Source organism: Sporomusa sp. (assembly GCF_035561155.1).
Taxonomy (GTDB): Bacteria; Bacillota; Negativicutes; order Sporomusales; family Sporomusaceae; genus Sporomusa.
The window spans coordinates 1-12,057 of the sequence record NZ_DATMYD010000155.1 but is presented as its reverse complement, the minus strand read 5'-3'; the positions used below and the strand labels follow the sequence as shown (position 1 = coordinate 12,057).

14 protein-coding genes and 1 riboswitch are annotated in these 12,057 nt (G+C 48.3%); all 14 genes read left to right on the top strand.

The genetic code is table 11. From position 1 onward, the window contains the following. Positions 1-148: 148 nt before the first annotated feature. Positions 149-285: riboswitch (cyclic di-AMP (ydaO/yuaA leader) on the top strand. Positions 286-363: 78 nt separating this feature from the next. The 14 genes from VN447_RS21230 to pcp all read left to right on the top strand — a co-directional run bounded on the left by VN447_RS21230 (position 364) and on the right by pcp (position 11,868). Then, positions 364-747, top strand: coding sequence for a DUF2294 domain-containing protein (locus tag VN447_RS21230; protein WP_325528086.1), 384 nt, complete (start codon positions 364-366; stop codon positions 745-747). 193 nt (positions 748-940) lie between these two features. Beyond that, positions 941-1,219 carry a helix-turn-helix transcriptional regulator gene (locus tag VN447_RS21225; RefSeq protein WP_325528084.1) on the top strand — a complete coding sequence of 93 codons (279 nt, stop codon included), beginning with the start codon at positions 941-943 and terminating at the stop codon, positions 1,217-1,219. Positions 1,220-1,446: 227 nt separating this feature from the next. Further along, a complete protein-coding gene (locus tag VN447_RS21220) occupies positions 1,447-2,334 on the top strand; it encodes a LysR family transcriptional regulator (RefSeq protein ID WP_325528081.1) in 888 nt (295 codons plus the stop codon). 17 nt (positions 2,335-2,351) lie between these two features. Further along, positions 2,352-3,113 (top strand): 5-oxoprolinase subunit PxpB, encoded by a 762-nt coding sequence (pxpB, locus tag VN447_RS21215; RefSeq protein ID WP_325528079.1) that lies wholly within the window; start codon positions 2,352-2,354, stop codon positions 3,111-3,113. Then, on the top strand, positions 3,110-4,048 hold the full coding sequence (locus VN447_RS21210; protein WP_325528077.1) for a biotin-dependent carboxyltransferase family protein: 939 nt from the start codon (positions 3,110-3,112) through the stop codon (positions 4,046-4,048). The genes pxpB (VN447_RS21215) and VN447_RS21210 overlap by 4 nt, the downstream gene beginning before the upstream one ends. A gap of 193 nt (positions 4,049-4,241) precedes the next feature. Next, positions 4,242-5,009, top strand: a complete 768-nt coding sequence (locus VN447_RS21205) for a 5-oxoprolinase subunit PxpA (RefSeq protein WP_325528075.1) — start codon at positions 4,242-4,244, stop codon at positions 5,007-5,009. Between the two features lie 54 nt (positions 5,010-5,063). Continuing rightward, entirely contained in the window at positions 5,064-5,765 is a 702-nt protein-coding gene (pxpB, locus tag VN447_RS21200; RefSeq protein ID WP_414714934.1) for a 5-oxoprolinase subunit PxpB, read from the top strand. Beyond that, complete coding sequence (locus VN447_RS21195) at positions 5,762-6,769, top strand: biotin-dependent carboxyltransferase family protein (protein ID WP_325528071.1); 1,008 nt, start codon at positions 5,762-5,764, stop codon at positions 6,767-6,769. Before pxpB (VN447_RS21200) ends, VN447_RS21195 begins: the two co-directional genes overlap by 4 nt. Positions 6,770-6,783: 14 nt before the next feature. Next, on the top strand, positions 6,784-7,254 hold the full coding sequence (gene accB, locus VN447_RS21190; RefSeq protein ID WP_325528069.1) for an acetyl-CoA carboxylase biotin carboxyl carrier protein: 471 nt from the start codon (positions 6,784-6,786) through the stop codon (positions 7,252-7,254). A gap of 48 nt (positions 7,255-7,302) precedes the next feature. After that, positions 7,303-8,016, top strand: coding sequence for a DUF969 domain-containing protein (locus tag VN447_RS21185; protein WP_325528067.1), 714 nt, complete (start codon positions 7,303-7,305; stop codon positions 8,014-8,016). Continuing rightward, complete coding sequence (locus VN447_RS21180; RefSeq protein ID WP_325528065.1) at positions 8,006-8,959, top strand: DUF979 domain-containing protein; 954 nt, start codon at positions 8,006-8,008, stop codon at positions 8,957-8,959. Before VN447_RS21185 ends, VN447_RS21180 begins: the two co-directional genes overlap by 11 nt. Positions 8,960-8,971: 12 nt before the next feature. After that, on the top strand, positions 8,972-10,333 hold the full coding sequence (gene accC, locus VN447_RS21175) for an acetyl-CoA carboxylase biotin carboxylase subunit (protein ID WP_325528063.1): 1,362 nt from the start codon (positions 8,972-8,974) through the stop codon (positions 10,331-10,333). A gap of 21 nt (positions 10,334-10,354) precedes the next feature. Beyond that, on the top strand, positions 10,355-11,200 hold the full coding sequence (locus VN447_RS21170; protein WP_325528061.1) for a methyl-accepting chemotaxis protein: 846 nt from the start codon (positions 10,355-10,357) through the stop codon (positions 11,198-11,200). An 11-nt stretch (positions 11,201-11,211) separates the two neighbouring features. Next, on the top strand, positions 11,212-11,868 hold the full coding sequence (gene pcp / locus VN447_RS21165; RefSeq protein ID WP_325528059.1) for a pyroglutamyl-peptidase I: 657 nt from the start codon (positions 11,212-11,214) through the stop codon (positions 11,866-11,868). The last annotated feature ends 189 nt before the right edge of the window (positions 11,869-12,057 follow it).

Below are 12,057 nucleotides of genomic sequence, written 5' to 3'. Positions count from 1 at the left end.
CGGAAATTCTTAGGAAAGGAAAGAATTATAGAGATAACCTGAGAGATAGATAGGCAATGTGTGCTATTGCCTATCCAATGGCTTGGTATGGCTTGCATTACGTTAATTGACCCTTTCTTTTTATTAAATCTGGGAGTATAGTTAAATCAATAACAAAAAGCCGAGTTCCATATACGGAAGCGGAGGAACCATTCATTGGGGTTAATTCTGCCTAGCAGAAGGGATGTCTTTATCTCTTGCCATCCTACCCGTCAGCTAACTTCGTAGGCTAAAGCAAGGGGTCGCAAGACCTTCATGTCATGGGTCTTTTTTTTGTTTCCCGATGACCCAGCGCAGGATTTCCGGAACTTCGGGAGGTACGGTATGCAGAAAAAAGCCGTTTTGGAAGCGGCCATTAGTGACGCATTTATAAAACTCCACCGCAGTCTGGTAGGACGGGGGCCTGTTGAGAGCCGAACTTATATTATTGAAGATATGGTGCTCATCCGGTTTAAGGGAGTACTTACAGTAGAGGAAACCCATCTGGCCAAGACCGATAAGGGGCGGCAGGTGGTAAAAGAGATGCGCCAGATACTTAGGGAAACATTTAGTGATGAGGCGGAGGACTTGGTTGCAACGCTTACTGAATGTAAGGTTGTCAGTAGCCACAGCGACATTAGTACAAAAACCGGGGAACGAGTGGAAATATATATTATGGCTGAGAACCTTGAAAAGAAACTCAGATGTCTGGAAAAAAAGAGCGGATAGAAATAACAACCAGAGGTGCTGGTGGACAGGACACAGGGCATAAGCTTGGTGTTGGGTAGGCCGGTACGAAGGTATGAGGCAAGGGATTTTTTCTGATGCCTGGTAGTTTCGTACCGGCTATTTGTTTTGTCATAGGCAGGGGCCTCAAGTAACATAATAAAATTCTGACTAGTATGATAAAGAGGGGAATCAAATGATCGGCGAGAGAATTCGAACTTTGCGCGAGCGTTGCGGCATGACCCAGGAACAGTTGGCAGAGTCTATCGGTGTATCAGCTACCGCTATCGAACATTATGAGGCCAACCGCTGGCGCCCGGGGCATGGGCTTATCACCCGGATGGCAGAAATGCTAAAGGCTACAGTGCCAGAGCTGGTAGGGGAGTGTATGGCTGTGCAGGATGAGGATGGCAGTACTGTTTATATCAAAAACTTCGGCTGTGGGCGATTCTGTGCCGTGGGGAGGACAAAATAGATTCTTTTAGCAGGATATAGTCTAAGATGCATAGAAAGTACCCATAACTTACTATACAGTAGGGTTTGGGTACTTTTCTTTTTTTAGACGGAGCAGTTATATAATTAACATCTGCCGGAAAAAAGGGGTTACAATAAATCGAAAGACAATTGCAACTGATTGCTTGATGGCGTATTTATTGGTTGATGCAGTGTGTAAACGTCTGTTTACAGGGAGGGGCTGGCTTTTTGGAGATTCGACAATTAAAGACTTTTATCACTATCGTAAAACTAGGCAACTTCTCACAGGCAGCTCAGTTTTTGGGCTACACGCAATCGACGGTCACTACCCATATTCAACTTTTGGAAAAAGAGCTGGACACCGCTCTTTTCGAACGATTTGGGCATCAGCTCATGCTGACAACTGATGGCGAAAGACTGTATGACTATGCGGAACAAATTGCCAAGCTGGCAGATGATGCCAAAAATGAGTTTGATAATTTTGAAGTGCCGCGAGGGCCTATTGTCATTGGCATGCCTGAATCATTGTGTGTATATTATTTAACCGATGTATTGAAAGAGTATGCCTCCCTATATCCTGATGTAGGCCTAAAGCTAAAATTAGGTATTGCCAGCGATTTTCGCCATCTACTACGGAAAAACATGATGGACCTGGCCTTTTTTCTGGAAAAGAACATTCGGGATGCCGATTTGGTGGGGCAACTGCTCTGGCCTGAACCAATTGTTATGGTGGCATCGCCTCAACACGGGCTTGCAAATCAGAAAAAGGTAAGAGTCAAAGATTTGCAAGGACAGACCTTTGTTTTTACCGATTCAGGCAGCAATTACCGGATGGCATTGGAAGAGATACTGACTAAAGCCGATGTTCAGGCACGAACCGTGTTAGAAATAGGTCAAATTCAAACCATTAAACAATTTGTCATCAGTAATTTGGGGATAGCGATACTGCCGCTTGTTGCGGTCAAAGCGGAGATTGAAGCCGGCCTGCTGACTGCTTTGTTGTGGCAGGGGCCTGATCTTAAGACTAGTACCTACTTGGTTTATCACAAGGATAAATGGCACTCTCATGCAATACGGGCTTTTATTAAATTAGTTCAAGAAAGATTGCTTAAGTGAAGCGAGTTGACTGTCGAATGAATGTGTTTCCACAGGATATCAAGCTGCAGATGGCTGGTGAATATGGACTTGTAATCGAGTTGGGAGCAGTTATTTCGCCGGACATCAACGCGCTTGTCCTGCAGCTTACCCGGCTGCTGCTGGAGAACAACCGGTGCGGCATACTGGAGGTTGTACCAACATACCGGTCAGTCACTGTGTATTTTGACCCGTTATTACTTAGTCGGGAGGCTTTAACTGAGCTTATTCAGAAGTTGCTTGGTCAGCTCCAGCCTCAGGAGATAGGGTGTTTACCATCCCGCGTTGTCTATATTCCTGTCTGTTATGGTGGCGTGTTGGGGCCTGACTTGGATTTTGTGGCCAAGTATACCGGTTTATCAGCCCGGGAAGTGGTAACAGCCCATACCGCTAAACCATACCTGGTGTACATGCTAGGGTTTACTCCCGGTTTTCCTTATCTGGGAGGGCTGCCGGAAAAGCTTGTAGTACCACGGCAGGAAACCCCGCGCAACAAAGTCCCCGCTGGCTCTGTAGGAATTGGCGGTAATCAAACCGGCTTTTATCCGATCGAGAGTACGGGTGAATGGTGGCTCATTGGGCGCACCCCTCTCAAAGCGTTTGACCCGCAGCGCAGTAATCCCTTTCTTGTTGCTGCAGGCGACTATGTACAATTTGTAGACATTGGGATTGATGACTATTTTACAATCCGCAGAGACGTTACTGCAGGCGTCTATAGACTTGAGGTAGTCACTTGTAACAAAGGACGTGAAGGTGAATGATTACTACGCTTCAGCAGGGCGATTTTACAACAATTCAGGATGGCGGCCGGTGGGGGTATCAGGCGTACGGGATGCCCATTGCCGGAGCTATGGACAGATATGCCTACCGGATGGCTAATATCCTGGCAGGTAACCAAGAAAATGCTGCCGTCATCGAGATGACAGACGCGGGTGCATCTTTTAAATTTGACGAGGAGCAGTTAGTTGCTGTTTGTGGTGCTGATATGCAGGGCAAACTGGGTGGCAAGCCCATTAGTAACTGGTCGTCTTTCTTTGTACCCAAACAGGGGGAACTCCGGTTTGACGCTGTGGTAAACGGCTGTCGTGCCTATCTGGCTGTTCGTGGGGGCATTGAAGTGCCGCTGGTACTCGGCAGTAGGTCGACGTATACGCGGGCAAAAATTGGGGGCTATGAGGGCCGGGCTTTACGTCAGGGGGATGTCTTATATGTTGGTCAAAGCAGTGCTGCCCCCGCTGGCCCGCGGCGGTTGCCAAGTCAATGTATTATGCAATATACCCCGGAGGTTAACTTACGGGCTATTCTTGGTCCACAGGACAAAATGTTTACCAGCAATGCAATCCAGACGTTTTTTACCAGTACCTATATTGTTACTGGCCAATCAGACCGGACAGGTTATCTGCTCAGGGGACCAAAGATTCTACCACATGGGAAAGAAGCCGATATTGTGTCAGATGCCGTGGGCCTCGGAGCCATTCAAATACCCTCTAACGGTATGCCTTTTATTGTTACTGCCGATCACCAGACTACCCGGGGGTTTGCCAAAATTGCCTATGTAATCCAGGTAGATTTGCCCAGACTGTCGCAGGCAAGGACAGGTGATAAAATCCGGTTTACTTCTGTTACTGAAGAGGCGGCGATTGAAGCGTTACAGCACGAGGAACAAATAGTTCATACGATAGCCAGGCAGCAATAGGGGGGCAGTTCAAGAAAATTGAACTGCCCTATTTAATTTTTCAATTTTACGTATGATGTTTACAATGATATGATAAAACACAAGTAAATAATAAAACGTTGTAAGAAGCAAGGGCGCTTCAAACAGAGCTATGTTTGTTTGATGCGTCTTTTTTGTGTTTAGAATTAGATTTAATAAAAAAGGAGCGAAAAGCATGTACCGGGTTGATTTGAATTGCGATTTGGGAGAAAGTTTTGGCGCCTACACGATGGGGGTTGACGCAGAAATACTGAAGTTTGTTACCTCAGCCAATATCGCCTGTGGTTTTCATGCCGGCGATCCGGGGGTAATGCACAAAACAGTAACCCTTGCCCTTAAAAATAATGTCGCCATTGGTGCCCATCCGGGACTTCCTGATTTGATTGGTTTTGGCCGCCGCGATATGGCCATTTCGCCGCAGGAAGCGTATGACATGGTGGTCTATCAGATTGGTGCGCTGTCCGGGTTTATCAAAGCACAAGGTGGAACAATGCAGCATGTCAAGCCGCATGGTGCTCTGTATAATATGGCAGCCAAGAAAAGAGACCTGGCTGAAGCCATTGCTGAAGCCGTGTACAAAGTCAATCCTGAATTAATTCTATTTGGTCTCTCCGGCAGTGAACTGGTCAGAGCCGGGGAAAAAACCGGTCTCAGAACAGCCCCTGAGGTATTTGCTGATCGAACGTACCAGCCAGATGGCTCACTGACCCCGCGCAGTCAGCCAGGTGCCCTGATTACCGGGCATGAACAAGCGATTGCTCAGGTTGTCCGTATGGTCAGCGAGGGGAAAGTAACCTCACAACAGGGTGCCGAGGTTGCGATTCAGGCAGATACTGTCTGTATTCACGGCGATGGCTCCGCGGCACTGGCCTTTGCCTGCCGTATTAGGGAAACTCTTGAAGGCTCTGGCATCTGTGTCCAGTCTGCAGGTAAGTACATATAGACGCCAGTGGCCCATACTAGTCTTGATAACGGGGTGATGAGTTTGAAACAAACCATGGCTGAGTGTCAATCGGCTGCCAACATGGTGCCGTTTGGTGAAACGGCCATTATGATAGAGTTCGGGCAAGGTATTCATCCGGACCTGCACCGGAAGGTAAAAGCAGTGAGTCACTATCTCGATCAATATCCCTTTCCCGGGATGGTGGAATATGTAGCAGCGTTTGCTAGTGTTACCGTCTTTTATGACCCTATCAGGCTCAATAGTGAAACGGTTGCTGCACACTTGCAAGATATTGTGAGCAAGCTGGAACAGGGAGAAGTGGGCGAGCCGAGAGTTGTGGAGATCCCTGTCTGTTATGGCGGAGAGTTTGGTCCCGATTTGGAGTTTGTGGCGCAGCATAACGGCCTTACAATTGATGAGGTTATCGAGATTCATACAGGAAGCCAATATCTTGTCTACATGCTGGGCTTTGCTCCTGGGTTTCCTTATCTGGGAGGAATGTCAGAACGCATTGCCGCTCCGCGCCGCCAGTCGCCGCGCCCGGCCATCCCGGCAGGAACTGTTGGCATCGCTGGCATGCAGACAGGGGTGTATCCGATCACAACGCCGGGCGGTTGGCAGCTTATTGGTTGTACACCACTAGAACTGTTTTGCCCCAATGACAACCCGCCGACCCTGCTCCGGTCAGGCGATAGCATCCAATTCCGGCCAATTTGCCCGAAAGAATACCGGGAACTAAAGGGGGCAGGACAATGAGCATAACAGTTCTTCGCCCCGGTCTGCTCACTACCGTTCAGGATTTGGGGAGATACGGCTATCAGAAATACGGGGTCATTGTTAGCGGGGCGATGGATGCCTACTCGCTGAGGGTAGCCAATCTGTTAGTCGGCAATGCCGAGGGGGAGGCAGGGCTGGAGATTACGCTGATGGGTCCTGTCCTCAGGTTTGAAAGAGATATGCTGGTGGCAATAACCGGCGGAGATTTGTCGCCCACAATAGCAGGCAAACCGGTTCCTTTATGGCGGCCGGTGTATATTCAGAAAGGCAGTATACTTAAGTTTGGCCACTCTAAGTCAGGCTGCCGCGCTTATCTGGCAGTGGCGGGCGGCTATAACATTAGCAGCGTAATGGGCAGCAAAAGCACCTATCAGCGAGCAGGTATCGGCGGTTTTAAAGGACGGGCGATGCAGGCAGATGACGTGCTGGAGATTAACTCACCGCAGACAGACTCTCTCTGGTTTATCTGGCAGCTGACCAAACAGGCGGCCTGCAGCCCAGTGATCGCTACGCCCTGGTATGCTGGCAAAGTGCACCTTGGGTTGGATTCTGATCCGGTTGCGGTACGGGTTATGCGCGGTGGGCAGTTTGAACAGTTTACCGATGAGAGTAAAGCTAAGTTTTGGGATAGTGTCTTTCAGGTTACACCACAGTCAGACAGAATGGGATACCGGTTATCAGGTTCAGCTCTTTTGCTCGCAGAACCTTTGGAGATGGTATCTGAAGCGGTAGCCTTAGGAACTATTCAGGTGCCGCCTGACGGCAATCCGATTGTCTTGCTGGCCGACCGTCAGACAACAGGCGGTTATCCCAAGATGGGTCAGGTAGCTCTGGTGGATGTTGCCAAGGTTGCCCAGATAAAGCCGGGAGGAAAAATCAGGTTTGAAGAAATCACTGTTAACGAGGCCGCCAGGCTTTATCGGGAAAGAGAAAAAGCAATTGACAGCCTGCGGACGGCCATCGGCCTGAAACTGAGATCGTGATAAGGAGTGAAGGTATGCTCAAGATTGATGAAATACTGGAGATTATTAAAGCGGTAAACCAGTCTGCTATTAACAGATTTGAATTGGAGCAGGGGTCAACCCGGCTGGTTATCGTAAAAGACGGTGGTGTATTATCAGGAAAACCGGCGTTAGAACAGCCTGGTCAAACCCCAGCAGCCGCTCTGCCTGTCAAAGTCCGGCAGACTGAGTCTGCAAGCGTTGAGAGTGAGGTAAAATGCCATAAGATTGTGGCGCCCATGATAGGGACCTTTTACGCCGCTCCCGAACCGGACGCTCAGCCTTTTGTCAAAGTGGGGCAAAAAGTCAATGCAGACACGATTGTCTGTGTGCTTGAGGCCATGAAATTATTTAATGAAATAGAGGCCGGTATCAAGGGGGAAATCATTGAAGTGCTAGCCAAAGACGGCGAGTTTGTTGAATATGGTCAGCCACTATTTGTAGTAAGGGAGGAGATGCACGACTAACTACTCCATTCATCCCTAAACTAAATTAATGAAAAGGAGCGAAAAAATATGACTCTTCTAGGTATTGTTGTAGTTATTATCGGGTTTGCTCTTAGATTTAACCCGCTGTTAGTTGTCGTTGTCGCAGGTATTGTCACAGGCTTGGCAGGGGGCTTATCTGTAGAAAAAATTCTTACTATCTTTGGCGAGGCTTTTGTAAAAAACCGCTATCTTCCGCTATTTTTGCTTACATTACCGGTTATCGGTCTCTTAGAACGTAATGGATTAAAGGAACAAGCGTTGACTTTAATCGGCAAAATTCAGGCCGCAACTACCGGGCGTCTCCTGATTCTATATCTATTCATTCGCGAGGCTGCTGCTGCTGTCGGCCTTACTGCACTAGGTGGCCATGCCCAATTGGTTCGACCGTTGATTGCTCCCATGGCTGAGGCGGCGGCTGAGAACAAATTCGGACCGTTGCCTGAAGACACCCGCAATAAGATTAAGGCATTCTCGGCTTCTGTTGATAATGTGGGCCTCTTTTTTGGCGAAGATATTTTTATTGCCTTTGGCGCTGTTTTACTGATGAAAGGTTTCTACGAGCAGAACGGTATCTTTCTTGAGCCTTTGCAAATTGCCATGTGGGGTATTCCCACTGCTATTGCCGCTTTTATCATTCATGGTACGCGCCTGTTCCTGCTTGACCGTGCTATTCAGCGGGAAGTGCAGCAAGGTACAACTGGCAGTCAACATGTAAAGGAGCTGAACAACCATGCTAATTAGTCTTAATCATGTCTATTATGTACTTGGAGCGCTGCTTGCGATTGTTGCACTGCTCTCTTTCCTTGATAAAAATAATCCCAAACGAATGCTGACCGGGACCTTCTGGGGGCTATACTCCATCGTTTTCTTATTTGGCAATATCATTAGTCCCATGTATATGGGGGTTCTAGTTATTGCTATGGCTGTTATTGCTGGTTTTGGCGGTGTGCGTATGGGGAAACATGATGAAGCAACCGTAGAGCAGCGCACTGCTCAGGCCAAAAAGCTGGGTAATTGGCTACTTGTACCGGCGCTATTGATTCCCCTGATTACCATGATTGGTACACTCGGGTTGAAAGAATTCAAGATCGGTGGCCTGCAATTGCTGGATAAGGCTAATCTTACACTGGTCAGTTTAGGGGTTGCGTGTGTGCTTGCCTTGCTGGCAGCCATGAGCCTGACTAAGGATAAAGGCTTGCAGCCGGTGAAAGAATCCCGTCGTTTATTTGATGCTATCGGCTGGGCGGCTGTATTACCGCAGATGCTGGCCACGCTGGGAGCCCTGTTTGCAGCTGCCGGTGTAGGGCAGGTTGTATCTAATCTGGTTAGCTCAGCCATTCCTGTTGATAATAAGTTTATGGTTGTCCTTGCCTATGGCGTAGGTATGGCCCTGTTTACCATGGTTATGGGTAATGCTTTTGCTGCTTTCCCAGTCATGACAGCCGGTATTGGCCTGCCGCTTATTGTTAAAATGCACGGTGGGGACGCAGCTATACTGGCATCGATCGGGATGCTTTCCGGCTACTGCGGTACGCTGATGACACCCATGGCAGCTAATTTCAACATTGTGCCTGCAGCGCTGCTGGATTTACCTGATAAAAACGGTGTTATCAAAGCCCAGGTGCCGACAGCTCTCATCTTGCTGACAGTCAATATATTCTTAATGTACTTCTTGGTATTTTAATGGGGAGTTATCATGTTTAAAAAAGTACTTATTGCCAATCGTGGAGAAATTGCCGTAAGAATTATCCGGGCCTGCCGCGAAATGGGGATTGCCACGGTTGCTGTCTATTCAGCAGCCGATCGGGAGGCCCTGCATGTCAAACTGGCTGATGAAGCGTATTGCATTGGGCCTGCAGAGGCTAAAGGCAGTTATCTAAACATAGCCGCTCTGATAAGCGTGGCTGCGGCTGCCCAGGCTGACGCGATTCATCCCGGGTATGGCTTCCTAGCTGAAAATGCAGACTTTGCTGACATCTGTACGGCAAGCGGTCTTGTTTTTATTGGTCCTGCTGCTGATGCAATCAGGGCCATGGGCGACAAAGCAGTTGCCAGAGAGACCATGAAGCAGGCCGGTGTGCCGGTAGTCCCTGGTACCGAGGGGATTATTGAGGATGTTGACATGGCCGTCAATGTGGCTGCTGCTATTGGGTACCCGGTTATTGTCAAAGCAACAGCCGGCGGTGGCGGCAAAGGCATGCGGGTGGCTCCAAATGAATCCGAATTAAGGAAGGCCATTCGTCAGGCGCAAAAAGAAGCCGAGCTGGCATTTGGCAACGCAAATGTCTATTTGGAAAAGTTTTTGGAAGAGCCCCGGCATGTTGAAATCCAGGTTATGGCTGATCAACACGGCCATGTAATCCATCTAGGTGAACGGGATTGCTCCATTCAACGCCGTCATCAAAAGCTTGTTGAAGAAGCACCCTCACCGGCGCTCAATCCCGAGCTTAGGCAGCAAATGGGGCAGGCTGCCGTATTGGCCGCCCAAGCTGTCAAGTATCATGGCGCCGGCACTGTGGAATTTCTACTGGATAAGTATGGCCGATTTTATTTTATGGAAATGAATACCCGTATTCAGGTGGAACATCCGGTCACCGAACTGGTGACCGGCCTGGATTTAATCAAAGAACAAATTGCTGTGGCTGCTGGTTCTCTGCTCTCGATCGCTCAAGAAGATGTGAAGATTAATGGCTGGGCGCTTGAATGCCGGATTAATGCCGAGAATCCGGTCAAGAATTTCATGCCGTCACCGGGCGTTATTAAGAGTTATCTGCCGCCAGGCGGGTTTGGTGTACGCATTGACAGTGCTGCCTATCCCGGTTATGCGATTTCTCCCTTCTATGATTCGATGGTCGCCAAAATTATTGTGTGGGGCAGAACCAGGCAGGAGGCCATCGAGCGGATGAAAAGGGCCTTAGCCGAGTTTATCATTGAGGGGGTCCATACGACAATTCCGTTTCACCAAAAGCTGTTAGAACATGAAGTGTTTTTAAGTGGAAGTTTTAATACCGGCTTTTTGGAAATCCATACAGATATTTTTGATGTTCACAAAAAATAGAGTAGATGAGGATGAAATGGTATGCAACGGCATTCAGGAGAGGAAATAGTAAGATTGTTTACCGAAGTGGCTCCTTATCTTAACGAAATCTTTGTTGAAGATGTAGGTATATCGGTAATAAAGGATGGAGTATATACTGCCTATGTACCGGGAAAGGCGTTTGACTTAGGGCTCAAGGCAGGAGAGCCGATGAAGGGGCAAGTCAGTGAGCAGTGCATCAGAACAGGTGCCCGGGTTATCCGGCTGATTACCAAGGAGCAGTCAGCCTTCGGTATTCCCTACATTGCTTGTGCTCATCCGGTACAAGACGAAAATAATACAATTGGCTGCGTTATTACAACCCAGGCTGTGGTCAATCAGGAAAAAGTCCGCAATATCGCTGGCGATCTTGCGGCTTCGGCGGAAGAATTTACGGCTAGTATGGAGGAAGTTGCTGCCGGTTCTCAGGAACTGTCGACTATTTGTAGTGAACTGGGGAAGCTGAGCGGTGAGTTGGCCTATACCATCAGGCAAACCGATGAGATTGTTTCTTTCATAAGAAATGTGTCCAGTCAGACAAACCTTCTGGGACTTAATGCCGCTATCGAATCTGCCCGTGTAGGCGATGCTGGCCGGGGGTTTGGTGTTGTTGCCGCTGAGATCAGGAAGCTGGCAGCTGTAAGCGCTGAATCAGTAAAAAATATTAACGATTCTTTGGCTAAGATTCAAGATTCGATCGTTATGATGAATGATAAAGTGGTTACTATCGACAAAACGGTTCAAACCCAGGAAACATCTATTCACGAGATGGCCAAAGCTAGCCAGGGTTTGGCATCAATGGCAGGGGAACTATCCAGTGTATCTGATCACATGATAAACGGAACATGATGGAGGGGGTTGTGAACACGATAAAAAAAATATTAGTCGCAGGTTTTGAGCCGTTTGGTGGTGAACCTGTCAACCCTGCGCTTGAAGCAATTAAACTGTTAAACGGCCGGCAAATTGACGGCTTTGAAATCATCACCCGTTCTTTGCCTGTTGTTAAAGGATCAAGTATCACCTCGATTATAAATTATGTCGAAGAACTAGATCCCGAGCTAGTGTTGGTTGTCGGCCAGTCTCTTGGTTACGTAGATATAGCTGTTGAAAGGGTAGCAATCAATATCGACGACTTCCGGATCAAGGACAATGAGGGCAACCAACCAATTGACGAGCCGATTGTCATTGGCGGGCCGGATGCTTACTGGTCGACGTTACCCATTAAAGCCATGGTCGGACACATGCGTGCAGGTGGTATTCCTGCTCGTGTTTCCAATACAGCAGGCACTTTTGTGTGTAATCACTTATTCTATGGACTAATGCACGCACTGGCCCGGGAAGGCAACAAACGGCGCGGCGGATTCATCCATATTCCTTATCTGCCGGAACAGGCGGTACGTCTTGCCGGACAGCCCAGTATGGCTCTTGAAACTATTGTGCGCGGACTAGAGCTGGCAATTGACGCGGCCCTGGCGAATAAGCAAGATATCAAAGTGACCGGCGGGACACTATGTTAGAACAACCTGTGAAATATTGACTCAATGAGAAAACAGCCCACATTTTGTGAGGCCACTGAAGAACTTGTGGTTTTGACGGAGCAAAGCTTAAAAAGTACGAAACAGAAGACGACCCTTGTTCCCAATTTTGGGGTGAGGGTCGTCTTTTACCATTTAGGAAACCTTTATAACTTGTCTTCTACCTTATCA

Coding starts and splice junctions, on each gene's coding strand:
- VN447_RS21230 (WP_325528086.1), top strand. CDS start 364: ATGCAGAAAAAAGCCGTTTTGGAAGCGGCCATTAGTGACGCATTTATA.
- VN447_RS21225 (WP_325528084.1), top strand. CDS start 941: ATGATCGGCGAGAGAATTCGAACTTTGCGCGAGCGTTGCGGCATGACC.
- pxpB (WP_325528079.1), top strand. CDS start 2,352: ATGAATGTGTTTCCACAGGATATCAAGCTGCAGATGGCTGGTGAATAT.
- VN447_RS21210 (WP_325528077.1), top strand. CDS start 3,110: ATGATTACTACGCTTCAGCAGGGCGATTTTACAACAATTCAGGATGGC.
- VN447_RS21205 (WP_325528075.1), top strand. CDS start 4,242: ATGTACCGGGTTGATTTGAATTGCGATTTGGGAGAAAGTTTTGGCGCC.
- pxpB (WP_414714934.1), top strand. CDS start 5,064: ATGGCTGAGTGTCAATCGGCTGCCAACATGGTGCCGTTTGGTGAAACG.
- VN447_RS21195 (WP_325528071.1), top strand. CDS start 5,762: ATGAGCATAACAGTTCTTCGCCCCGGTCTGCTCACTACCGTTCAGGAT.
- accB (WP_325528069.1), top strand. CDS start 6,784: ATGCTCAAGATTGATGAAATACTGGAGATTATTAAAGCGGTAAACCAG.
- VN447_RS21185 (WP_325528067.1), top strand. CDS start 7,303: ATGACTCTTCTAGGTATTGTTGTAGTTATTATCGGGTTTGCTCTTAGA.
- VN447_RS21180 (WP_325528065.1), top strand. CDS start 8,006: ATGCTAATTAGTCTTAATCATGTCTATTATGTACTTGGAGCGCTGCTT.
- accC (WP_325528063.1), top strand. CDS start 8,972: ATGTTTAAAAAAGTACTTATTGCCAATCGTGGAGAAATTGCCGTAAGA.
- VN447_RS21170 (WP_325528061.1), top strand. CDS start 10,355: ATGCAACGGCATTCAGGAGAGGAAATAGTAAGATTGTTTACCGAAGTG.